Source organism: Actinoallomurus sp. NPDC050550, from assembly GCF_040655075.1.
Lineage (GTDB): Bacteria > Actinomycetota > Actinomycetes > Streptosporangiales > Streptosporangiaceae > Actinoallomurus.
This window is the reverse complement of record NZ_JBFAJC010000012.1, coordinates 204,865-226,414: the sequence shown is the minus strand read 5'-3', so window position 1 is coordinate 226,414 and position 21,550 is coordinate 204,865. Positions and strand designations below refer to the sequence as shown.

At 70.9% G+C, this 21,550-nt stretch carries 23 protein-coding genes; 12 read left to right on the top strand and 11 right to left on the bottom strand.

Going from position 1 to position 21,550, the window contains the following annotated elements; all coding sequences use genetic code 11:
- Nucleotides 1-16: 16 nt before the first annotated feature.
- Nucleotides 17-760, bottom strand: a complete 744-nt coding sequence (locus tag AB0I04_RS19420) for an SDR family NAD(P)-dependent oxidoreductase (protein ID WP_360886155.1) — start codon at nt 758-760, stop codon at nt 17-19.
- 436 nt (nt 761-1,196) lie between these two features.
- On the opposite strand from AB0I04_RS19420, the gene AB0I04_RS19415 reads away from it, so the two are divergent.
- On the top strand, nt 1,197-1,598 hold the full coding sequence (locus AB0I04_RS19415; protein ID WP_360886153.1) for a nitroreductase family deazaflavin-dependent oxidoreductase: 402 nt from the start codon (nt 1,197-1,199) through the stop codon (nt 1,596-1,598).
- 2 nt (nt 1,599-1,600) lie between these two features.
- On the opposite strand, the gene AB0I04_RS19410 is transcribed toward AB0I04_RS19415, so the two are convergent.
- The 4 genes from AB0I04_RS19410 to AB0I04_RS19395 form a co-directional block, all read right to left on the bottom strand.
- On the bottom strand, nt 1,601-2,038 hold the full coding sequence (locus AB0I04_RS19410) for an HNH endonuclease (RefSeq protein WP_360886152.1): 438 nt from the start codon (nt 2,036-2,038) through the stop codon (nt 1,601-1,603).
- Nucleotides 2,039-2,105: 67 nt separating this feature from the next.
- Nucleotides 2,106-2,291 carry a hypothetical protein gene (locus AB0I04_RS19405; RefSeq protein WP_360886150.1) on the bottom strand — a complete coding sequence of 62 codons (186 nt, stop codon included), beginning with the start codon at nt 2,289-2,291 and terminating at the stop codon, nt 2,106-2,108.
- 255 nt (nt 2,292-2,546) lie between these two features.
- Nucleotides 2,547-3,515 (bottom strand): LLM class F420-dependent oxidoreductase, encoded by a 969-nt coding sequence (locus AB0I04_RS19400; RefSeq protein ID WP_360886148.1) that lies wholly within the window; start codon nt 3,513-3,515, stop codon nt 2,547-2,549.
- Between the two features lie 73 nt (nt 3,516-3,588).
- Nucleotides 3,589-4,116 carry a hypothetical protein gene (locus AB0I04_RS19395; protein ID WP_360886146.1) on the bottom strand — a complete coding sequence of 176 codons (528 nt, stop codon included), beginning with the start codon at nt 4,114-4,116 and terminating at the stop codon, nt 3,589-3,591.
- A gap of 46 nt (nt 4,117-4,162) precedes the next feature.
- Between AB0I04_RS19395 and AB0I04_RS19390 the strand changes: the two genes are divergently transcribed.
- Both AB0I04_RS19390 and murA read left to right on the top strand, forming a co-directional pair.
- Complete coding sequence (locus AB0I04_RS19390; protein WP_360886144.1) at nt 4,163-4,393, top strand: LuxR C-terminal-related transcriptional regulator; 231 nt, start codon at nt 4,163-4,165, stop codon at nt 4,391-4,393.
- A gap of 124 nt (nt 4,394-4,517) precedes the next feature.
- Nucleotides 4,518-5,825, top strand: coding sequence for a UDP-N-acetylglucosamine 1-carboxyvinyltransferase (gene murA / locus AB0I04_RS19385; RefSeq protein WP_360886142.1), 1,308 nt, complete (start codon nt 4,518-4,520; stop codon nt 5,823-5,825).
- A 60-nt stretch (nt 5,826-5,885) separates the two neighbouring features.
- Here the strand turns inward: murA and AB0I04_RS19380 are convergent, their stop codons facing one another.
- The 4 genes from AB0I04_RS19380 to AB0I04_RS19365 form a co-directional block, all read right to left on the bottom strand.
- A complete protein-coding gene (locus AB0I04_RS19380) occupies nt 5,886-6,332 on the bottom strand; it encodes a hypothetical protein (protein ID WP_360886140.1) in 447 nt (148 codons plus the stop codon).
- A gap of 72 nt (nt 6,333-6,404) precedes the next feature.
- Nucleotides 6,405-7,916, bottom strand: a complete 1,512-nt coding sequence (locus AB0I04_RS19375; RefSeq protein WP_360886139.1) for a glycosyltransferase family 2 protein — start codon at nt 7,914-7,916, stop codon at nt 6,405-6,407.
- Entirely contained in the window at nt 7,913-8,287 is a 375-nt protein-coding gene (locus AB0I04_RS19370; protein WP_360886137.1) for an NUDIX domain-containing protein, read from the bottom strand. The genes AB0I04_RS19375 and AB0I04_RS19370 overlap by 4 nt, the downstream gene beginning before the upstream one ends.
- A 437-nt stretch (nt 8,288-8,724) precedes the next feature.
- Nucleotides 8,725-9,432 carry a VC0807 family protein gene (locus AB0I04_RS19365; protein WP_360886135.1) on the bottom strand — a complete coding sequence of 236 codons (708 nt, stop codon included), beginning with the start codon at nt 9,430-9,432 and terminating at the stop codon, nt 8,725-8,727.
- Nucleotides 9,433-9,632: 200 nt separating this feature from the next.
- Between AB0I04_RS19365 and AB0I04_RS19360 the strand changes: the two genes are divergently transcribed.
- The 4 genes from AB0I04_RS19360 (at nt 9,633) to AB0I04_RS19345 (ending at nt 15,046) form a co-directional block, all read left to right on the top strand.
- On the top strand, nt 9,633-9,902 hold the full coding sequence (locus tag AB0I04_RS19360; protein WP_360886133.1) for a DUF1876 domain-containing protein: 270 nt from the start codon (nt 9,633-9,635) through the stop codon (nt 9,900-9,902).
- Nucleotides 9,903-10,045: 143 nt separating this feature from the next.
- Nucleotides 10,046-11,422 carry a tryptophanase gene (locus AB0I04_RS19355; protein ID WP_360886131.1) on the top strand — a complete coding sequence of 459 codons (1,377 nt, stop codon included), beginning with the start codon at nt 10,046-10,048 and terminating at the stop codon, nt 11,420-11,422.
- A 62-nt stretch (nt 11,423-11,484) separates the two neighbouring features.
- On the top strand, nt 11,485-12,978 hold the full coding sequence (locus AB0I04_RS19350) for a M1 family metallopeptidase (RefSeq protein WP_360886130.1): 1,494 nt from the start codon (nt 11,485-11,487) through the stop codon (nt 12,976-12,978).
- Between the two features lie 334 nt (nt 12,979-13,312).
- The gene (locus AB0I04_RS19345) at nt 13,313-15,046 is read left to right on the top strand and encodes a S53 family peptidase (protein ID WP_360886128.1); all 1,734 of its coding nucleotides are present in this window, start codon (nt 13,313-13,315) and stop codon (nt 15,044-15,046) included.
- Between the two features lie 59 nt (nt 15,047-15,105).
- Here the strand turns inward: AB0I04_RS19345 and AB0I04_RS19340 are convergent, their stop codons facing one another.
- On the bottom strand, nt 15,106-15,729 hold the full coding sequence (locus AB0I04_RS19340) for a PaaI family thioesterase (RefSeq protein ID WP_360886127.1): 624 nt from the start codon (nt 15,727-15,729) through the stop codon (nt 15,106-15,108).
- 411 nt (nt 15,730-16,140) lie between these two features.
- Here AB0I04_RS19340 and AB0I04_RS19335 point away from each other — a divergent pair, with 411 nt between their 5' ends.
- Nucleotides 16,141-16,689 carry a hypothetical protein gene (locus AB0I04_RS19335; RefSeq protein ID WP_360886125.1) on the top strand — a complete coding sequence of 183 codons (549 nt, stop codon included), beginning with the start codon at nt 16,141-16,143 and terminating at the stop codon, nt 16,687-16,689.
- Between the two features lie 254 nt (nt 16,690-16,943).
- Entirely contained in the window at nt 16,944-17,507 is a 564-nt protein-coding gene (locus AB0I04_RS19330) for a CGNR zinc finger domain-containing protein (protein ID WP_360886124.1), read from the top strand.
- A 66-nt stretch (nt 17,508-17,573) separates the two neighbouring features.
- Here the strand turns inward: AB0I04_RS19330 and folP are convergent, their stop codons facing one another.
- Nucleotides 17,574-18,401 carry a dihydropteroate synthase gene (gene folP, locus AB0I04_RS19325; protein ID WP_360886177.1) on the bottom strand — a complete coding sequence of 276 codons (828 nt, stop codon included), beginning with the start codon at nt 18,399-18,401 and terminating at the stop codon, nt 17,574-17,576.
- A 256-nt stretch (nt 18,402-18,657) separates the two neighbouring features.
- On the opposite strand from folP, the gene AB0I04_RS19320 reads away from it, so the two are divergent.
- The 3 genes from AB0I04_RS19320 to AB0I04_RS19310 are packed head-to-tail and all read left to right on the top strand — an operon-like array spanning nt 18,658 to nt 21,491.
- The gene (locus tag AB0I04_RS19320; RefSeq protein ID WP_360886176.1) at nt 18,658-19,692 is read left to right on the top strand and encodes a GDP-mannose 4,6-dehydratase; all 1,035 of its coding nucleotides are present in this window, start codon (nt 18,658-18,660) and stop codon (nt 19,690-19,692) included.
- 36 nt (nt 19,693-19,728) lie between these two features.
- Nucleotides 19,729-19,998, top strand: coding sequence for a UBP-type zinc finger domain-containing protein (locus AB0I04_RS19315; RefSeq protein ID WP_360886122.1), 270 nt, complete (start codon nt 19,729-19,731; stop codon nt 19,996-19,998).
- Nucleotides 19,995-21,491 carry an MFS transporter gene (locus tag AB0I04_RS19310; RefSeq protein WP_360886120.1) on the top strand — a complete coding sequence of 499 codons (1,497 nt, stop codon included), beginning with the start codon at nt 19,995-19,997 and terminating at the stop codon, nt 21,489-21,491. Before AB0I04_RS19315 ends, AB0I04_RS19310 begins: the two co-directional genes overlap by 4 nt.
- Nucleotides 21,492-21,550: the final 59 nt, after the last annotated feature.

Sequence of the window (21,550 nt, the reverse complement as noted above, 5' to 3'; positions counted from 1 at the left end):
GAGAACGGTTGAGACCCTACGGCCTTCCCGGCAGCACCTGGGCTCCGCCGTCCACCACGATGTGCGCGGCGGCGACGGCCTGGAACGCCCCGTCGGTGACCGATGCGATGACCTTGGCGACGTCCTCGGGGAGGAGCACGCGTCCGAGGACCGATCTTTCGCCCAGCGCCGCCGCGGCCTCGGGTGTCAGGACGTCCCTGGTGGCGTCCGTACGCACCGCGCCGGGTGCGACGATGTTGACGGCGATCCCGCTGTCACGGGCTTCGGCGGCGACATGACGGGCGAAGACGTTGAGCGCCGCCTTCGCCGTCGCATGCGCGATGGAGCCCCTCCGGACGTGGTCGGCGCTGACACTGGAGACGTACACGATCCGGCCGCCGTCCTGCCCCCGCATGACGTCGAGCGCCATCTTGGTGACGTGGAAGACGGCGGCGAGCTCGGCCGTCACCTTGCCCGAGAACGCGTCCCACGACATGCGGCTGAGTGGGGCGAAGGGCGGCTGGATGTTCGCGTTGCACACGAGGACGTCGAGCCGCGCGCACTCGTCGACCAATCGGGCCGCCTGGGCCGGGTCGCACACATCGGCCTGGACGGCGTGCGCCGTGCCACCGGCCGCCTCGACATCCTTCACCACCCGCTGGGCGGCCGCCTCGTCGCTCCGGTAATTGACGATCACGTGATGGCCGCGCTTCCCGAACTCCCGGGCCGTGGCGGCGCCGATGCCCCGGCTCGCACCGGTGATGAGAGCGACCTGTCGCATGTCGGGCCTCCAAGGTGGTACGCAGGCGTCCGCCACGCCTCACCCTAGAGAGGACGGCCATTGATCGATCCGAGCGACGCGCCCCGGGGTCAATCGGTCACCGGAGGACGCTGACGCCGGTTGCAATTTACTGTCAGGTCGAACGCCCTTTCCGGTCGGTTCCGTTGGCGCTAGGTTCACTCTGCCCTCGGTCGCACGGCCGGTGTCCTTCCAGTGATCCCCTTGCGATCCGGCTTCGCGGCCGCGGCGCGCCGGGGAGGGACGGCGAGGCACTGCGTCGCCGTCCCTCCCGACGGCGCGGCCGGGAGCGCCTCACTGATGGCCCGGCTCACCAGGCCGCGCATCGCAGCGTCCCATACTCCCCGGTCCGGAATATCCGCGCGGGCGAGCCGTTCTGCTCGAAGAGGCCACACGACAGTGAGGGTGTGATCCAAGGATGCTCTTCGGAGAAGAACACGTGCGGCGCTACGTCGAGACCGACGGCGCGGAGGGCCATGACTGGCAGGGCACCGTGACCCTGCTCCTGACCACCACGGGCCGTAAGTCGGGCGAGCCACGCACCACGCCGCTGATCTATCAGAAGAACGGCGACGACTACCTCGTCGTCGCGTCGAAGGGCGGTGCGGACGAGCCACCGCTCTGGTACCTCAACCTGGAGGCCCACCCCGAGGTGGGCGTGCAGGTGCACGGTGACAAGTTCACCGCGCGCGCCCGCACGGCCACCCCGGAGGAGAAGCCGGCCCTGTGGCGGCGGATGGCCGCCACCTGGCCCGCCTACGACGACTATCAGAAGAAGACGTCACGGGAGATCCCCGTCGTCGTCCTCGAACGCGTCTGAGGTCACGGCAGCAGTTCGTTCCAGTGTGGGATACGCGGCTCGACCAGCAGCCGCATCCCCGCCTCGTCGGGCGTGCGGTCCCGTTTGCGGTTGTTGCAGAGACCGCACGCCAGGACGGTGTTCTCCCACGTCGACCCGCCGCCGCGGGACTGCGGCAGGATGTGGTCGACCGTGTTCCCCCGCCCACCGCAGTAGGCGCACAGCCCGCGGTCGCGGCGCCGGAGCCCCCGTTTGCCCCACGCCGGACGGTGCCCGTGACGCCACCGCATGGCGACGTAGCGGACCAGCCGCAGCACCCGCGGTAACGGGAAGTGCCCGATCCGCCGGCCTTCGACGGCCTCCTCCACCACCGCGACGCCACGCACGAGCATCCGGACCGCGTGCCGCACGTCAACGTTCTGGAGGGGCTCGTAGGACGCGTTCAGAACGAGTACGCTCACCGAAATCCCCTATCGAACAAAAAGGCCGCTCCCGGAATCCGGAGGCGGCCGAAGGTGAGCCAGGGCGTCATTCGCCCTGGCGGCGGTCTCCGTCCGCTATTCGATCGCGCCCCCGGTGTTCGGCCGGACCGTACTCCACCGGGTCACCGCAGGCCTGGACCTGGGTGGACACGCGTGAGCGGTGCTCCGGCGGCGTGAGCGCGGCCGGCGCGTCGCTCGGCGTCTCGTCCGCCGGCTCGATCGGGTGTAGCACGTCTCCTCCTTTCTTCCCCGAAATCGGGAATAGAATGAATCAACCGTCGCACCGTAGGCAACGCTTTTTTCGGAATATCCCACGGGACGCGGCTCGCGACAATGGCCGGTGCCGGGCCTGGGCGGCCGGAGCCCCCTGACGCCGACACTGCGGCCGATGCCGGGTCGGCCCTCCCGACGGCCGCCACCAGGCCGCCGACATCGCGATCTACGTCGATCCCCAGCGGCCCGTGCCGTCCAGCCGGCGGTTCGGCGGTTACCCGATGAGCTCCCTGATCGCCGTGAGCGTGCGCTCGCCCCCGGGGTCGCCGCCCGTCGCGGGCGCCACCGCCACCTCGTCCACGCCCGCGTCGGCGTACTCCCGCAGCCGCGACCGCACCTCGTCGGCGCCGCCGACCAGGCCGACCCGGCCCGCGACGTCGAACGGCAGCGCGGTCAGCAGTTCCTTCGGCTCGGCTCCCCCTCGCGCGAGGGCGACCGCGTCGCCCAGGCCCGCGCCCTCGAACGCCTCGGCGTAACCGGGCAGCCCGAGATAGGGGACGATGCTCCACATCAGCTGCGCGTACGACTCGGGCGTCGGATCCATGGCGGCGGGCAGCCACGCCACCAGCCGGGGTGCCGGGCGGCCGGCCTTCTCGGCCGCCGCGTCCAGTCTCGCCCGCAGGTCGCCGGCGACGCTCGGCGCGACCATGTCGATCAGCATCCGGTCCGCGTGCTCCGCGGCCGTCCGTACGGCCCGGTCGCCGAAGGCCGCCACGCTGAGCGGCCCCTGGGGCGGCGCCAGCCTGAGCCGGAAGCCGTGGGTGTGCACGGCCTTGCCGTCCAGGTCGGCCCGCTCGCCCGCCAGCAGCCCGCGGAGCGCCTGGGCGCTCTCGTCGAGGACGGTGGCGGACCGCTCGCGCGACCGGCCGTGCCACTGCTCGACCACGCGAGGGCTCGACGTACCGAGCGCCACCCCGATCCGCCTGCGGGTGAGCGCGGCGACCGAAGAGGCCCCCATCGCGATCATGACCGGGTCCCGGACCGCGACGGGGAGCGGGCCGACCGTCATCGCGATCTGGTCGGTGGCCAGGCCGATCGCCGACGCCAGGGCGAAGGCGTCCCAGGTGTCGGTCTCGCCGATCCACAGCTCCCGGAACCGCAGCCGGTCCGCGATCGCCGCGGTGTGCAGGGCCTCCTCCGGCGGGCGGTCGGGCCAGTTTCCAATGACGACGCTGAAATCCATACCGTCATCGAAGCAGACCCGACCGCCTCACTCTCGCTGCGGGCCTGACCGGCTGGTTCGCGCGCTCGACCGGCTACGCGCCCGCGGCCTCGTCAGCCGACTGTCCGGCCGCCCCCGGCGCTACGCCGCGGCCGAGCCGGACATCGCGCTCGACGCCCTCATCCGCGAGCGCGAGCAGGACCTGACCCGGCTCCGTACGGCGGCGGCCGAGATGGCCGTGCTGTACCGCCGCGAGCGCGTCGGGCAGGGCGGCGCCGTCGAGCTCGTCACCCGGCGGGACGAGGTGGCCCGCCGGTTCCTGCGGTTGCAGCACACGGTCCGGCGGGACATGCGCATGCTCGACCGGCGGCCGTACGCTCTCGCCGCTACCAACCCGGTCGAGCCGGGCGCGCTGCAGCGCGGCGTGCGCTGGCGGGCCGTGTACGCCCCGGAGGCGCTCGAACAGCCCGGAGCGCTCGAGGAGATCCACGCGCTCGTCGCGCAGGGCGAGCAGGCGCGGGTGGCGAGCGGCATCCCCGTCAAGCTGGCCATCGCCGACGCCGACGCCGCCCTGGTGTCCGTACAGCTGGAGCAGGCGACCACCGAGGCCGCGCTCGTCCACCCGTCCGCGCTGCTGGACGCCCTGGTCCAGCTGTTCGAGTTCATCTGTGGCGGCTGCCGCGCCCCTCGCCGCGACGACGCGGACGTCGCCGCTGACGGAGGACGATCGCCGGCTCCTCGACCTGCTGCTCGCCGGGATGAAGGACGACGCGATCGCCCGCCAGCTCGGGCTGAGCACCCGGACCATGCGCCGCCGCATGAAGAATCTGCTGGACCTGCTGGGCGCGGACAACCGTTTCCAGGCGGGCACGCAGGCCGTGCGCCGCGGCTGGCTGTGACCTGTCGCGGGCCTGTCCGGCGCCGGATGGGCGGGCGTCCCTCGAGCTCCGGCGGATGGGTCACCTCGCCGGGCCACGGCGTGCGCCGTCGATGGTGGCGCGTTCCACCCGTACAGTGGTCCGCGTGGCTGAAGAGGTATGGAAGGTAGAACCGTCCGGTCCGCTCCGTGGTGACATCCACGTGCGCGGCTCGAAGAACGGTGTCACGAAGCATATGGTCGCGGCCATGCTCGGCCAGGGCGAGAGCACGATCCGCAACGCCCCCGAGGTGGGCGACGTGGAGATCACCGGCGCGATGCTGGAGGCCCTGGGGCACACGGTCGAACGCAACGGGCCCGACATCACGGTCTCCCCGGGGGCGGTGACCGAGCCCCGCGTCCCCAGGGCGTTCACCGGGCTGAACCGCATTCCGATCCTCATGGTCGGCCCGCTGCTCCACCTCGCCGGCGAGGCGTTCGTCCCCCTCGTGGGCGGTGACCCCATCGGCCGTCGCCCCGTCGACTTCCACGTCGACGCGCTGCGTGCCATGGGTGCGGAGGTGGAGGTCGGCGACACCGGCATCTCCGCCCGCGCGAGCCGTCTGTACGGCGCCCGCATCGACCTGCCCTACCCCAGCGTCGGCGCCACCGAGACGGTGCTGATGACCGCGGTGCTCGCCGAGGGCAAGACGGTGCTGCGCGGCGCCGCCATGGAGCCCGAGGTGGTCGAGCTCGCGCTGTTCCTGCAGCGGATGGGCGCGCACATCGAGCTCAGCCCCGACCGCCGCATCGTCATCGAGGGCGTCGACCGGCTGAAGGGCGCGTCGACGCGGCTCTCCGGGGACCGCCTCGAGGCCTTCTCCTACCTCGTCGCCGGGCTCATCACCCGCGGCGAGGTCCGTGTGCACGGCTGCACGCAGGACCGCCTCGTCACCGCGATCACGACGCTGGCCCGGATGGGCGCCCGCTTCGAGATCACGGACGAGTGGATCACCGCGTCGGCGCCGGACGGGCTGCGCCCGGCCGCCGTGCACACCGACACGCACCCGGGCTATATGACCGACTGGCAGCAGCCGCTCATGGTGCTGTTCACCCAAGCCGAGGGCATGTCGGTGCTGCACGAGACGGTGTTCGAGAACCGCCTGGTGTACGTCCCGGCGCTGAAGAAGATGGGCTGCGAGATCGAGGTGTTCAGCGCGTGCCTCGGCGGTCCGGCCTGCCGCTTCCACGACAGCAACTCGGTGCACTCGGCGGTGGTCCGCGGCGTCTCGAAGCTGACCGGCGCCGACGTCACCATGCCCGACGTACGGGCCGGGTTCTCGGCCGTCCTGGCCGCGTCGGTGGCGGACGGCCCGTCGACACTGCGCGGCGTGCACCACATCGAGCGGGGCTACCACCACCCGGCCGAGCAGTTCGCCTCTCTCGGCCTGAAGCTGCAGCCCGTCACCGTCTGACCGGACGACCTCACGAGCTCGGTGACGCCCGCTGCCGGTCGAGCGGCGGCGGGCGTCCGCTCAGGGGTGGTAGACCTCGGCGACCTTGGTGACGGTGCGGCCCTTCATGGTCAGGTAGGCGTCGACCTGGTCGCCGCCCTTGACGGCGGCCTCGAGCTGCTGCAGCGTGCAGGACTTCGTCCCGATGCCGGTCTTCTCGTCCACGGTCGCGTCCTCGCCGGAGCAGATGTTCACCGCGCTGAGCACGGTGGCGTCCTTGGCGACGGTGGCGTTCTGCACGGGCCCGGTCGGCTCGATGGCGTCATCGGGCTCCTGGACCTTCTTGGTGCCCTGGTACTGCAGGGCACCCGACGCGGCGTCGTACGTCTTCAGCACGACGACCTGCGTCGTGCTGACCTTCCCCGATTCGGCCGCGGCGGTCTTGGACTTGCCGCCACTGCAGGCACCGCTCAGCAGCAGGGCGGCCATCGCCCCGGCCACTCCGAACAAATGCACCGATCTCGTCATGATCACCTCCGGCCCGGAGACGATACAACAGCGCGCCGTGCCGTGTACGCGGAGCGTCGGAATCGCGGCAGATCACGCGCGCAGTCGGCGTACGGCGCGGCGGGCGCCGGGGATCTTCTTGAGCGCCCGCCGCAGCAGCGGTCCCTCCGCCCAGGCCCGTTCGTCCTCGGAGGCGAGGACGCGGACGCTGAGTCTCCCGTTCTCGGTGCGGTACGGCATCAGGCGGCCCCGGCGCGTGATCCTCTCGCCGCCCTCCAGCCGGCGCTCGCAGATCCAGCCGCCGGTGTCCATCCGGGCGACGAAGTCCCAGACGCCGGGCGTCAGCGCCGGATCGGCGGCGGGGTCGAGCACGGCCTCGCCGGACATGGCGAACACCTCGGACGAGATGACCGTCACCGGAAGGAGATGGTCGGCCGCGTCCTCCCGGCGCCGGATGTACAGGTCGAGCCGGCGGCGCTCACCGGTCGCGTCGAGCAGGCCGCCGGAGATCGGCAGCGGCACGGGCGGCTCCCATCGGCCGTCCCGGACGACGAAGGGCGTGCCGTCCGCGTCGACGAGACGCGCGGTGAACCGCAGGACGAGCCGGGCGTCGTCCCAGCGCATCCCGTCCAGCGCCGTCTCGATCGCCACGTCGCGCTCGGCCTCGACCAGCCGGAACAGGTCGTCGTACGCGTCGGCGCGCAGAAGCGCGGCACGCACGCGCATCCGGAACGGCAGCCGCCGGTCGACGCTCTCGCCGAACCGCTCGACCACCACCCGGCGGGCCTCGTCGTACACGGCGCGGCGGTACTCCGGCGGGGCCTCCAGGAAGCTCTTCTCCCCCAGCCGTTTGAGGATCTTCCCGCGGTACCAGTGCACGTAGTAGCGCTCCCGGTCGGGACCGGGCTCGACGTGCTCGTCGACGATGTCGAGGACCTCCCGCAGCGCGCCGTAGTAGTGCGCGGGGTCCGGCCGGCTTCGGGAGTAGCTATCGGGGCGCCGCACCCAGTGGCAGCACGGGTAGTCGGCGAGCACCGAGATGGTGCGGGCCCGGAAGTACGCCGTGAGGACGAAGCGGTGGTCCTCCAGCCGCACCGGCCCTTCGGGGAATCGGATCCGGTGCTCGTCGAGGAAGGATCGGCGGAACAGCTTGTGCGGCGTGAGGATGCCGTACAGCGCGTCCTTCAGCACGTCGGCGCGGTCGCGGGACTTCCGGAACATGGCTCGGGGCACCGCACGGCCGTGCCCCACCATCTTGCCGATCACGATGTCGGCGTCGTTGCGCACCGCCATGGCGTGCATGCGCTCGAGTGCTTCGGGACCGAGCCAGTCGTCATCGTCGAGGAAGTAGACGTAATCGCCGTGGGCCTCGTCGATCCCGGTGTTGCGCGGCCCGCCGGGGCCGCCGCTGGGCGGCAGGTGGACGACCCGGACGCGGTCGTGCTCGGCGGCCAGTGCGTCGAGGAGCTTCTCGGTGCCGTCGTCCGACCCGTCGTCGGCGAAGATCACCTCATAGTCGTCGAGCGTCTGGCCGAGGACGGACTCGACGCACTTGGTCAGGTGTTCGCCGGTGTTGAACACCGGCACGACCACGCTGACCTTCACCGTCTCAGCTCCAGCGCGGCCCGTACCGCGGGGGCGAGCAGGTGGTGGTCCGCGGGGTCGACGAAGAGCCACTCGTCGACCTCACCGGTCGCCGACAGCTCTCCCTCGTAGCCGGCGGTGTAGCAGGCCATCCGCACCCGGGTGCCCGGCGGCTGGTCGTGCGCCGGCGCCTCGACGACGCCGATCGCCCGGAACGTGCTCCGGTCGAGCCGGACCCCGAGCTCCTCGCGCACCTCGCGGGACAGCGCCGTCCAGTCGTCCTCTCCCGGCTCGCGCTTGCCGCCGGGCAGGTAGAGCCGGTCACGCGCCCGCGCGCGTACGGCCAGCAGCCGCCCCTCCGACACGTGAACCCATCCCACGACGTCCAGCACGGGCCCATCCTGCCAGGCCCGTGTCCGTCGCGCGTCAGACGCGGGCCGGAGCCGCAGGTCACCCCTCGGTTCTGGGCGACCAGCCGGTCGGCCCGCGCACCGGGATCCGGCCCGCTGTCAGTGGAGGACGCTGCCCTTCTGCCAGTCGGACCACGGCAGCTGCCAGTAGCCGTAGCCGTTGTCCGGCTCCAGCTCGCGGTCAGTGCCGGTGACCTTGCCATCCAGGCCGGACGTCATCGTGACCGGACTCTAGTTGCCCATGAGGGCGTGGACAGCGGCAGCGTCGTTCCGGTGACCGTGAGCATCGCTCGACGCTTCACGCGGATCTCTCCCTCGACGTGCGATGGCGATCAGGTCTCGGGGGCCAGATGCCCTCATAAGGAGAGATGTCACCTACGGCGCGTTGGTTCGCCGCAATGGGCGAGGTCAGCTCGCCGTCACCGCAGGGCCAGGTCGGCGGACCGGGCCGGGCCGGGCAGCGCGGGGACCTCGGCGGACCGGGCCGGAGCGGGCAGCGCGGGGACCGCCGTGACGCGGTTCACGCAGCGCTTGAACCCCCAGACCGAGATCAGCACGGCGGTCGCGCCCAGGACCGCGACCGCCGTGGTCCGGACCCACAGGTACGTGCCGATCGACTGGTGGAACAGCAGCCAGAGGCTGAGGGCGGTGTTGAGCATGAAGGTGAGGGACCACAGCAGCGAGATCCGCAGGAAGAACCGGCGGACGCGGTGGTGCGCGAGGAACGCCTCCGGCAGCCGCACCAGGTCGGTGGCGACCTTCGCGGCGAGAGGACGGCCGAGCGGCACCGAGGCGAGGAACGACAGGGCGACCAGCATCGTGCCCAGGGTGGGCTGGAGGAAGTAGACGACGGCGCTTCCCGTGACCGCGGCGAGAGCGGCGCGGGCGGTCACGCCGAGTGCCGCGAGCAGGAGGGTGCCGGGCACGGGGCGGCGCCGTACGACGCGGACGAGGATCCCGCCGTAGACCCAGGCGACGGCGGTCACCAGCGCGCCGTTCAGCCCGAGCAGGATGAGTCCCGCGTAGAACACCACCACGGGGGCGATCATGCCTTCGACGACCCGGGGCAGCGCGTGCAGGAGAAGAGCGGTCAGGCGGGGAATCTCGAACCGATGGGGGGACTCCATGGGCCGGGCGACTCCGGATCGATCGACTTCAGGAGGACCCGGACCACGGTACGCGAAGATCCCCGTTGCATAGGCCCGCTTCGCGGCATTTCGTCCGGTACGCGTGGCCGCACCGCGATGAGGGACCTTCGCCCCTGCCTTCGCCTGCCCGCCGGCGGAAGCCTCGTAGTAGTGAGGCCCGGCGTCCAAGGAGGGTGGAGATGAAAATGCAGGATCGCTGGTCCGTCGAGATCTACCTCGACGAACAGGAAGGCCAGACACACGCCGAGGCGCGGCTCCTCGCCCGTGACACCGAGAAGGCGCGCGGCCGTGGAAAGGCGCGGTGCAACCCGGCCGACTGGGACGTTCCGGAGATCGGTGCGGAGCTCGCGGCGTCGCGGGCGCTGTCCGACCTGGCGCACCGGCTGCTCGACCTCGCCGCCTCCGACATCGAGGCGGTGACCCACGAACACATCACACTCCCCCGCTGACCGGAAGGACACGCACTGACGGAATTGGGGCAGTTCAGTTACGTAAGAGTTAAGGCTCCGAGAAACGGGCTAGATGACCGATAGGCTCCTAACCCTCATTACCGGTTGCCCGAAATTAGGTCGGGTCAGCAAGGAGCTAAGGCATGCCCCTCATGGAGCCGTACCGCATCAAGGTCGTCGAACCGATTCCGGTGACCACCCGCGCGGTCCGCGAGAAGGCACTGGAACGCGCGGGACACAACCTGTTCAACCTGAGCGCGGACGAGGTCACGATCGATCTGCTCACCGACTCCGGCACCGGGGCCCTGTCCGCCGCCCAGCAGGCGGCCGCCGCGCTCGGCGACGAGACCTACGCGGGCGCGCGCTCGTTCCACCGCTTCCGTGAGGTCGTCGACGAACTGACGTCTTATCCGCACATCTTCCCCGTCCACCAAGGGCGGGCCGCGGAACGCATTCTGTTCTCCGCGCTGCTCGAGCCGGGCCAGATCACCATCAGCAACACGCATTTCGACACCACGCGCGCCAACTCCGAGCTGGCCGGTTGCGAGGCGCGCGATCTGCCCTGCCCCGAGATGAAAGACCTCGACAGCGACGAGCCGTTCAAGGGGAACATCGATCTGGCCGCGCTGGAAGCCGCTCTGACCGGCCCGGACGCCGACCGCATCGGCATCGTGATCATGACGATCACCAACAACGGAGGCGGCGGGCAACCGGTCTCCATGGCCAACCTCGAGGCCGCGTCGCGGCTCTGCCGCCGGCACGCCGTGCCGTTCTTCCTGGACGCGGGACGGTTCGCCGAGAACGCGTGGCTGGTGACCCAGCGCGAGCCCGGCTATCAGGACTCCTCTCCCCGCGAGGTGGCGAAAGCGGCGTTCCGGCTGGCCGACGGCTGCCTGGCGAGCCTGAAGAAGGACGGGATCGCCAACATCGGGGGCCTGCTCGCGCTCCGCGACGACGACCTGGCCAAGCGCTGCGAGCTCGTCCTGACCGCCACGGAGGGCTTCCGCACGTACGGCGGCCTGGCGGGCCGGGATCTGGAGATGCTCGCCCAGGGGATGACCGAGGTCACGGATCCGCACTACCTGCGCGCCCGGGCCGACGCGACCGCGCACCTCGCCGAACTCGTCAACACGGCCGGCGTCGGCACCGTACGGCCGCCGGGGGTCCACGGGGTCTACCTGAACGCCGGCCGCCTGCTGCCGCACATTCCGCCGGAGCGGTTCCCGGGCCACGCACTGGCGTGCGCGCTGTACCTCGAGGGCGGCATCCGCTCGGTGGAGCTGGGCTCGCTCTTCCTCGGCGAGGTCGACGAGGACGGGCGGCTCCGGACGCCGGCCCCGTACGAACTGCTCCGCCTCGCCCTGCCGCGCCGGGTCTACACCCAGAGCCACCTGGAGTACGTCGCCGAGGTGGTCGCCGCCGTGGCCAAGCGGGCCGAGAGCGTCCCCGGCTACCGCCTCGTCACCGTCCCTCCCATCCTCCGTCACTTCAACGCGACGCTGGAGCCCGTCACCCATTGACCAGGCACCACGGAAACTCCCTATTATCCCAGCGGGTAAACATGGAGAAAGCGGGAGAGTAAATGCGCAGCAGACGACTGACCGCCGCGGTCGCGGCCGCCGCCGGAGTCCTCCTGGCGGCCACGGCCGCCCATGCCGACGCCGGGCCGGGCGCGCCGGGGATCGGCGACCCGTACTATCCCGACTACGGCAATGGCGGTTACGACGTCGCCCACTACGGCCTCGACCTGAGGTACCGGCCGTCCGACGACCGTCTCGACGGCACGGCGACCATCACCGCCCGGGCGACGCAGGACCTCACCCGCTTCGACCTGGACTTCCTGCTCGACGTCTCCTCGGTGACGGTGAACGGGCGGCCGGCACGGTTCACGACGTCCGGCGCCCACGAGCTGGTGATCACCCCGGCCGCCGTCCTCCACAGGGGGCGGCCGCTCACCGTCGTCGTCCGCTACTCCGGCGTCCCGTCGACAAAGAAGTACAACGACTACGTCGGCTGGGCCCGGACCCCGGACGGCGCGATCGCCGCGCAGGAGCCGGAGAGCGCCTGGTGGTGGTTCCCCAGCAACGACCATCCGCTCGACAAGGCGACGTACGACATCCAGATCACCGTGCCGGAGGGCCTGCAGACGATCAGTAACGGCGAGCCGACCGGCACGCGCACCGCGGGCGGCTGGACGCGGTACGGCTGGCGCGAGACCCGCCAGCAGGCGACGTACCTCGCGACGCTCGCGATCGGCAAGTTCGACGTCCATCGTTCCCGGACGAAGAACGGTCTCCCGGTCATCACCGCCTACAGCCCCGACCTGCCCGCCGACCGCGCGGCGGCGGCCAAGGCGAGTGTCGAGAAGACCGCCGAGGTCGTCGACTGGGAGAGCCGGATCTTCGGCCCCTACCCGTTCACCTCGGTCGGCGGGTACGTGCCGAACGTGACCTCCCACTTCGCGCTGGAGACCCAGACCCGGCCGTTCTACAGCCCGTACGGCTTCCGCAACGGGCCCCGGCCGTACCTCGTCGTGCACGAGAACGCCCATCAGTGGTTCGGTGACAGCGTGTCGCTCGCCCGGTGGAGCGACATCTGGCTGAACGAGGGGTTCGCGACGTACGCCGAGTGGCTGTGGTCGGAGCAGCACGGCGAGGGCACGGCCGCCGAACTGGCCAAGAAGACCTACGACGCCTACCCGGTGAACGATGCGTTCTGGCAGGTGAAGCCGGGCGACCCGGGGCCGGGTGAGAACCAGTTCGCCGACGCCGTCTACGACCGTGGCGCGATGGCCCTGCAGGCGCTGCGGGCGAAGGTCGGCGACCGGGCCTTCTTCACGATCCTGCGCACGTGGGCGACGCAGAAGCGGTACGGCAACGCGACGATCCCGGAGTTCGTCGCGCACGCCGAGCGGGTGTCCGGTCAGCGGCTCGGGGATCTGTTCCAGACCTGGCTGCTCACGCCGGGACGTCCGGCCGCGCCGCCGCAGCCGGTCGCCGCGACGGCTCAGCCGAAGTCGTGGCCGCAGATCCGACAGGCACACGCCGCCCTGCATACGCCCGCGCTTCATCCCTGATTTAAAGGCTGTCCGGAACCGGCCGCGTGCCCTGTGGGCACGCGGCCGGACGCGTCTCTTCGAGCTTCTTTGAAGTTGTTGCCAGGACCATCACTGGTCTGTCACGGTATGCGAGCACACGTACCATGAGTGGTCATCCGGCTACTGATGTCACATCAGTCCCATACTGCCTCCGCCGTCCTGGAAGCCGGAAACCTAACCGAACGAGTGGAACCGGCGATTCGCCGCGCTCGTCTGAGCGCTCACGCACGGTCCGCCCGTGCGTGCTCGAGAAATTTCATAGACGACGAAACGGGGTAGATCCGTGCGCAAGCGCCGGACCGCATGTCTCAGCATGCTGCTCGCACTGACTGTGCTGAGCGGCTGCGGGAGTTCGGGGCACTCCAGCAAGCCGTCGGCCACGCCGACCACCGCCGTGTCGTGGAAGTTCACGACCCTTGATCTCGGGATCCCGGACAAGGTGCTCAAGGCACCGGTCACCGGCAAGGTCCCGGACACCAAGACGCTGCACGTCGGCGTCACCCTGAAGGTCAGCGACCAGGCCTGGAAGAAGTTCGGGCACGGCAAGAGCCCGGCCCAGCGGGCCGGGGACGTCGGCAAGGACCTCGGCATCACCGACGAGCAGCTCCAGAAGGTCCAGGCCTACCTCAACCAGGCCCACATCCAGGCCAAGACCAGCAAGACGCGCACCAGCGTGACCTTCGACGTCAAGGCCGGCCAGGCCGCCAAGCTGCTGCGCACCTCCTTCGTCACGCACCGGCTGAACGGCCGCACCTACTTCACGCCCGACCCGAACCACCCGCCGCAGATCCCCGAGCAGATCAAGCCGTACATCCTGGCCGTCACGGGCCTGGAGAGCTACAGCCTCGCCCCCAAGGCCCGTGCGCTGGGCGCATCGGCGCCCGGACGCGCGCTCCCGACTCGCGCGGGACGCTGCATCCAGCGGTTCCCCCAGAAGTTCGCGTCGAGTCAGCGGGTCGCCGCCGCGTACGGGTTCAACCAGCTGTGGGGGCAGGGCTGGCGCGGGGAGAACATGACGGTCAACCTCGTCGAGATGGACGGGTACGACCGGAACGACGTCGCCAACTACGTCGCGTGCACCGGCGCCCACATCCAGCTCGGCAACGTCAACATGGGGGCGACCGAGCCCGCGGTCGGCGCGGAGGCCACCCTCGACATCCAGATGCTGGCGGGCCTGGCCCCGAACCTGCGCATCGTCGACTACCAGGAGGATCCCGAGCTGCTGAACAGCGGCAACGGCTCTGACTCCTGGGCCGCGCTCAACAACGCGCTGCAGCGGATCATCGACGACAACGCCAGCAAGTCGCGGCCGGGCAGCATCGTCAGCATCAGCATGGGCGGCCCGGAGGGCTTCCTGTCGCAGCCCATCATGCAGGCGATCGACCAGAGCCTCCACATCCTCACCGCCACCGAGCAGATGACGGTGTTCATCTCGAGCGGTGACTGCGGCGCGTACGCCGACCGGCAGTACGGCTCGCTCGACGTCTCCTTCCCCGCGAGCTCGCCCAACGCCGTCTCGGTGGGCGGCACCCGCCTCGACCTGGCGCCGAACGGGGCCCGTACCGGGGAGGTCGTGTGGTCCGACCGGTCGAACCTGTCCAAGTGCGAGAACCAGTGGGGCAGCGGCGGCGGAGTGAGCAAGGTGTTCCAGCGGCCGCCGTACCAGCAGGCGCCGGGCACGGACAACCGGTACGCCGGCAGTGGCGGCCGGCAGGTGCCGGACATCTCCGCGGCCGCGATCAACCTGCCGATCTACTTCCGGGGCCGTTGGGTGTCGTCCGGCGGCACGAGCGCGGCGGCGCCCATCTGGGCGGCCGGAATGGCGCTGGTGAACCAGGGTCTGCTCGCGAAATCCCACATCTTCTGCTTCGGCCCGGACACCTTCTACCACGCGCTGAGCGCGGGGGGTGCCAACAAGCCGTACACCGACGTGGTCGCGGGCAACAACCTGTACTACCCGGCGACGGCCGGCTTCGACCTGTCGACGGGTCTGGGCAGCCCGAACCTGCCGGCGTTCTTCAACACGCTGGCAGCCAACCCGGGCTGACCGGACGCCACCGCCCGGCCCGGCGCGCTGCGATGCGATGCGCGCCGGGTCTCCGGCGGTTACAGGTCCGGGTCGGTGTCCTTGGCGGACGCGACCGGTCGCAGCGGCTTGCGCAGCGGCACGATCATCATGCTGAAGTCGGCCGCGGCGATGACGCGGTCCTCCACGTCGGTGACCCGGCACTCCACGACGATGAGCTGGCGGCCGGCCTTCAGCACCTGGGCCCGCGCGTAGACCACGTCGCCGTGCGGGCGGCCGAGGTACCGGACGTGCAGGTCGGCGGTGACGAGGCTCTGCCGGCCCGGCTCGAACCCGCTCCCCCGGGCCGCGGCCGTGCCGGCCGCCACGTCGATGAGCGTGGCGATGGCGCCGCCGTGCAGGTTGCCGGTGCTGTTGAACGCCTGCGGCCGGATCGGCATGGACAGCACCGCGTGATCCTCACCGATCTCGACCATCTCCAGACCGAGCAGGTCGTGCAGTGGCGTGTCGTGACGCAGGGCGCTACGCAGCGACTTCTGGTCCGACTCCGGCAGGTCGACGATGCGTACGGTGGCACCCGGTCCCTGCGGGCGGCCCGGCGCCGGTCCATTCGTCATCGAAGGCCCGGCCGGGTCGGCTCGGCCGATCTTCTGGGGTTCATCCGTCGTGGCCCGATCCTGCGACATCTCCACTTGCTCGGACATGTGACTCCTTCGGCTCGCACCTGATCCGCCGTATCACAGTTTACGGACAGCACCTCGCTTCCGCCGTGATCGCCGCCCCGCCCGCCGACTTTATGGGCAATAGGGCGAATCATCCAAAAAGACGGATACCAGAAGATCAATTAAGCCGGCACCGGGGGTCCGCGCGTCCCACCAGGCCCCCACCTGGATAATCTCCCGGTGGGGGATGTCCGACCCAGACCGTCGGATTCCCCTTAAAGCGCCCTATGACTACATAAATCGACTGGTACCTTGGCCGACCCGCCCGATGGAATCCGAACTTCGCCATAAGAGAAGGCCACCGGACCGGGAAGATAGGCGTCTTATGACGTACCGCGAATAGCCCGAAAGAAAGGGACTCGGATGAGACACGCGCGCGATGGCGCGGTAACGGTGGCGGATACCGCGAACCAGATTCTCCTGCTCCGCGGCTGGACGGAGCCACCCGAAGCGGTCAATCAGGACGTCATCTGGGGCCCGCGGGCCCTCGACGGCGTCTCCGTGCCGACCCGGAACGGACAGCACATCCAGATCGGGCTGCCCGGCCCCGCCGACGACCGAGCGGTCACCGCCGTCCGCCCGAGTCTCCGGGTCTTCCCCGGTGTCGACACCGACACCGACCTGATCGCCCAGACCACCACCACGGGCGTGCGCCTCATCACGGTGCTGCACGGGCCGGACGCGCCCACGGAGTTCCGCTTCGCCCTGGGACTCGACGAAGGCCTCTCCCTCGACGCGGCGCCGTCCGGAGGCTACGACGTCGTCCACGACCGGTACGGCGCGACCGTGGGCCGGTTCCACCGGCCGTGGGCGTGCGACGCGCTCTACCGCCCGATCACGGCGGCGTACGATCTCGACGGCCCGGTCCTCGTGATGACCGTCGGGCACCGGGAGGCCGACGCCCTCTATCCCGTCGTCGCCGACCCGTTCTACGCCCGGTGAGGTCCCCTGATTAGCCGACGTCGCGACGCAGGTCTGGGTCGAGCCGCCGGCGCACGGCCCGCAACGCGTCCGCGCCGATCACCAAAAGCGACATCGGACTCATGCCGCCCACTCCTCCCCAAATCGCCTGCGCCTCGCACCAGGGAGTCGTGGGGCAGGTCACAATGGGAAGCGAGAGGTCCGCGATTCGAAGTAAGCAGCGTATGCGCGTACGCTACTTACTTTGAAACCGTGTCGGCCGGACGGGAGTCGAAGTGCTTTTCAGCCATGACACCGAGCACGCCCTCCAGATCATCGTCGATCTGGTGAACACCGGGCCACCGGCCACCGCGACCGAGCACCTTCCCGACCTGGCCGCCCTGCAGGAGTTCGTCGACCGCAACCAGCTGAGCGACGCGCACGACCTCGACGCCGGCGACCTTACCGCCACCCACGGCCTGCGCGATCGGCTCCACGAGGTCTTCCGCGCGGCCGAGGACAAGGAGACCGCCGTACGCCGGGTCAACGCGGTCATCGCCGAGGCGCGCACCTCACCGCACCTGACCGACCACGACGAGTACGACTGGCACGTGCACTTCTTCGCGCCGGGCTCGCGGCTGGCCGAGCACCTCGCGGCCGAGGGCGGCATCGCCCTCGCGTACGTCATCGCCGCCGACGAGCTGGACCGGCTGCGCGTCTGCGAGGCCCCCGACTGCTCGCGGGTGCTCGTCGACCTGTCTCGCAACCGGTGCCGGCGGTACTGCGACAGCCGCACGTGCGGCAACCGCATGCACGTCGCCGCCTACCGCGCCCGTCAGCGCGAGTCGGCGACGCACTGACCCGCCGGTCCGACGGCGGCCGGGGTCATCGGCTCGGAACGCGTCTCTCCAGACGTGGCGGGTGCGTCACGGCGGGGCGGCGACGCCGGAACGCGCCCCTTCAGGCGTGGCGGCGGGACCGTGCCGCAGGGTGGCGATCGCGTCCAGCGCCCGCCGGGCGCCCGCGACGTCGTGCACCCGGAAGACCCGGGCGCCGAGCCAGGCCGAGACCCCCAGCACCGCCATCGTCCCGACGCCGCGCTTGTCCACCGGCCGGCCGAGGGTCTCCCCGATGAAGTCCTTGTTCGACACGGCCACGAGGACGGGCCACCCGGTGCGGGTCAGCTCGCCGAGGCGACGCGTGATCTCCAGCGACTGGCGGGTGTTCTTGCCGAAGTCGTGTGCCGGGTCGATGAGGATCGCGTCGCGGCGCACCCCCAGCGACACGGCGCGCTCGGCCTCGGCGGTCACGTGCCGGACGACGTCGGCCACCACGTCGTCGTAGGCCACCCGATGCGGGCGGGTCCTCGGGCGCAGACCGCCGGCGTGCGAGCACACCAGGCCGATATCGTACGCCGCCGCCACCTCGGCCAGCCGTGGGTCCGGACCGCCCCACGTGTCGTTGAGCAGGTCGGCCCCGGCCTCCGCGACCGCCTCTCCGACCTCCGCGCGCCAGGTGTCGACGCTGACGACCACGCCCGGATGGCGTTCGCGCACCGCCGCGACCAGGTCGACGACCCGCCGGAGCTCCTCGGCGACCCCGACCTCCTCGCCCGGCCCGGCCTTGACGCCGCCGATGTCGACGATGTCGGCGCCGGCCTCCACCGCCGTGTCGACGGCCGCGAGCGCCGCGGCGAAGGCGTACGTCGCGCCTTTGTCGAAGAACGAGTCGGGGGTCCGGTTGACCACGGCCATGACCGCGAAGTCGTCGAGGGCCCGCCCGCCGAGCCGCAGCCGAGCGGGGCCTCGGCTTGGCCTCGCATCGGCGCGATCCTTCGCCGCCTCCAGGCCCGGCTCAGCTCCCCCATCGCGCACCACGACATCCTAGTCCCGGCCCACGACACGAATCTGATTCGGGTCACGGTGAGCCGCTATCGCCATCGCCCGGCGGGGACGGCTAACCTCTGGGGTCACACGAAGCGGGCAAAGCCCCGTAAGCATGGAGGTTCCGCTGACCACGAGAGCGCTCATCACCGGGATCACCGGGCAGGACGGCTCATACCTCGCCGAGCATCTGCTCGAGCAGGGGTACGAGGTGTGGGGCCTGGTCCGCGGCCAGGCGAACCCGCACGTGTCGAGGCTGCGCAAGCACATCGGCGACGTGGGCCTGGTCTACGGCGACCTCCTGGACCAGGGCAGTCTCATCTCCGCCGTGGAGAAGGTGCGGCCCGACGAGGTGTACAACCTCGGCGCCATCTCCTTCGTGCCCATGTCCTGGCAGCAGGCGGAGATCACCGCCGAGGTCACCGGGATGGGCGTGCTGCGGGTGCTGGAGGCGATCCGGGTGGTCAGCGGGATCAGCGGCTCCCGCACGCCCGGCGGCGGTCAGATCCGCTTCTACCAGGCGTCGTCGTCGGAGATGTTCGGCCAGGTGCGTGAGACGCCGCAGAACGAGCGGACGCCCTTCCACCCGCGCAGCCCGTACGGCGTCGCCAAGACCTACGGGCACTTCATCACCCAGAACTACCGGGAGTCGTACGGGATGTTCGCCGTCAGCGGCATCCTGTTCAACCACGAGTCACCGCGCCGGGGAGCGGAGTTCGTCACCCGCAAGATCTCCCTCGGCGTGGCGCGCATCAAGCTCGGCCTGGCCACGGAGCTCCGGCTCGGGAACCTGGAGGCTCGGCGCGACTGGGGGTACGCCGGCGACTACGTCCGGGCGATGCGCCTGATGCTCGCGCAGGAGACCCCGGAGGACTACGTCATCGGCACCGGCCGCACCCAGTCGGTGCGCGATCTCGTCGAACTCGCCTTCAGCACCGCCGGTCTGGACTGGCGGGACCACGTGATCGCCGACCCGGGGCTCACCCGCCCCGCCGAGGTCGACCTGCTGTGCGGAGACCCGAAGAAGGCCCGCGACCAGCTCGGCTGGGAGCCCACCGTGTCGTTCGAGGAACTGGTCGCGAGGATGGTGGAGTCCGACCTGGCGCTGCTGTCACGCTCGGACCGGCCGGAGGACGAACCGCTGAGTTTCGACCACTGGTGACGGCGCGGCAGACCCCCGCGTGCGAGTATGCCGTGTATGACGACAATCACCTGTGAGCACGTTTCGACGCTGCCGGCGCCCACACCCGAGGCGCGCACTCCGGAGGGGTGTGAGGACTGCCTGCGTGTGGGCGGCCGGTGGGTCCATCTGCGACTTTGCCTGACCTGCGGGCACGTCGGCTGTTGCGACTCCTCCCCGGCCAAGCACGCGACGGCGCACCACCATGAGACCTCTCATCCGATCGTGCGGTCCTTCGAGCCCGGTGAGGACTGGCGCTGGTGCTATGCCGATGAAGTGATCGTTTGAACCTCCGACTGTCCGAGGCCCGTGGGCGCTGGGTGCTGGCCGCCACCGTCCTCGGCTCCAGCCTGGCGTTCCTCGACGCCACGATCGTCAACGTGGCGCTGCCGCGCATCGGCAAGGACTTCGGCGCCTCCGTCGCCGGCCTGCAGTGGACCATCAACGCCTACACCCTCACGCTGGCCGGGCTGATCCTGCTCGGCGGCTCGCTCGGCGACCGGTACGGCCGCCGAAAGCTGTTCACGATCGGCGTCGCGTGGTTCGCGATCGCGTCCGCCCTGTGCGGGCTCGCCCCGAACATGGAGGTCCTGGTGATCTCCCGTGGCCTGCAGGGCGTGGGCGGCGCGCTGCTGACACCCGGATCGCTGGCCATCATTCAGGCGTCGTTCGCGCCGGACGACCGACCGCGTGCCGTCGGCGCCTGGTCCGGGCTCGGCGGCGTCGCGGGCGCGATCGGGCCGTTCCTCGGCGGCTGGATCATCGCGGCGGCCGGGTGGCGCTGGGCGTTCCTGCTGAACCTCCCGCTCGCCGCCGTCGTCATCTTCGTCGCCGCCCGGCATGTCCCGGAGAGCCGGGACGAGGGCGAACACCGGGGCTTCGACGTGCTGGGCGCGGCGCTCGCCGCCCTCGCGCTCGCCGGGATCACGTACGCCCTCACCGAGGCACCCGCGAAGGGCACGTCGACGGCGGCCGTCGTCGTCACGGCCATGATCGGCATCGCGGCGGGCGCGGCGTTCGTCGTGGTCGAGCGGCGCAGGTCCAACGGGCACGGCCCGAGCGCCATGATGCCGGTCGGGATCTTCCGGTCCGGCCAGTTCACGGCCGTCAACATCGTGACGTTCCTCGTGTACGGCGGGATGGGCGTGCAGTTCTTCCTGCTCGTCGTAGAACTGCAGGTCGTGGCCGGCTACTCCCCCATCCTCGCGGGCACGGCCCTGCTCCCCGTGACCGTGCTGATGCTGCTCCTGTCCTCCCGGGCGGGCGCCCTGGCCCAGCGCATCGGCCCCCGCCTTCCCATGACCGTCGGGCTGGTCCTCGCCACCGCCGGGATGCTGCTGACCCTGCGCATCGGCCCGCACGCGTCGTACGTCCGGGACGTGCTGCCCGCCGCGGTGGTCTTCGGGCTGGGCCTGTCGGCGACCGTCGCGCCGCTCACCGCGACTGTGCTGGCCACCGCCGACGTCCGGCACGCCGGCGTCGCGAGCGGCGTCAACAACGCGGTCGCCCGCGCCGCGAGTCTCCTCGCGGTCGCGGGCGTCCCGCCCGCCGTCGGCCTCACCGGGAACGCCTACGCGAACCCGCACGTCTTCGACGACGGCTTCCACTCGGCCATGCTGTTCGCGGCGGCCCTGCTGGCCGTCGGCGCGGTGCTGACGTTCCTCACGGTCCGCGACGACGCCCTCAGTCCCGAACAGTGCACCACCCGCCCGGAGTGCCCGTTCAGCTGCCCCGTCGGCGCCCCGACGCTGGACCCCGGCACCGCTCGAGAACCGGCTTAGGGGGTGTCCGGTGGATCTCGCGGGCAGCCATCCACCGGGCACCCTTCAGCAGTTGCCGA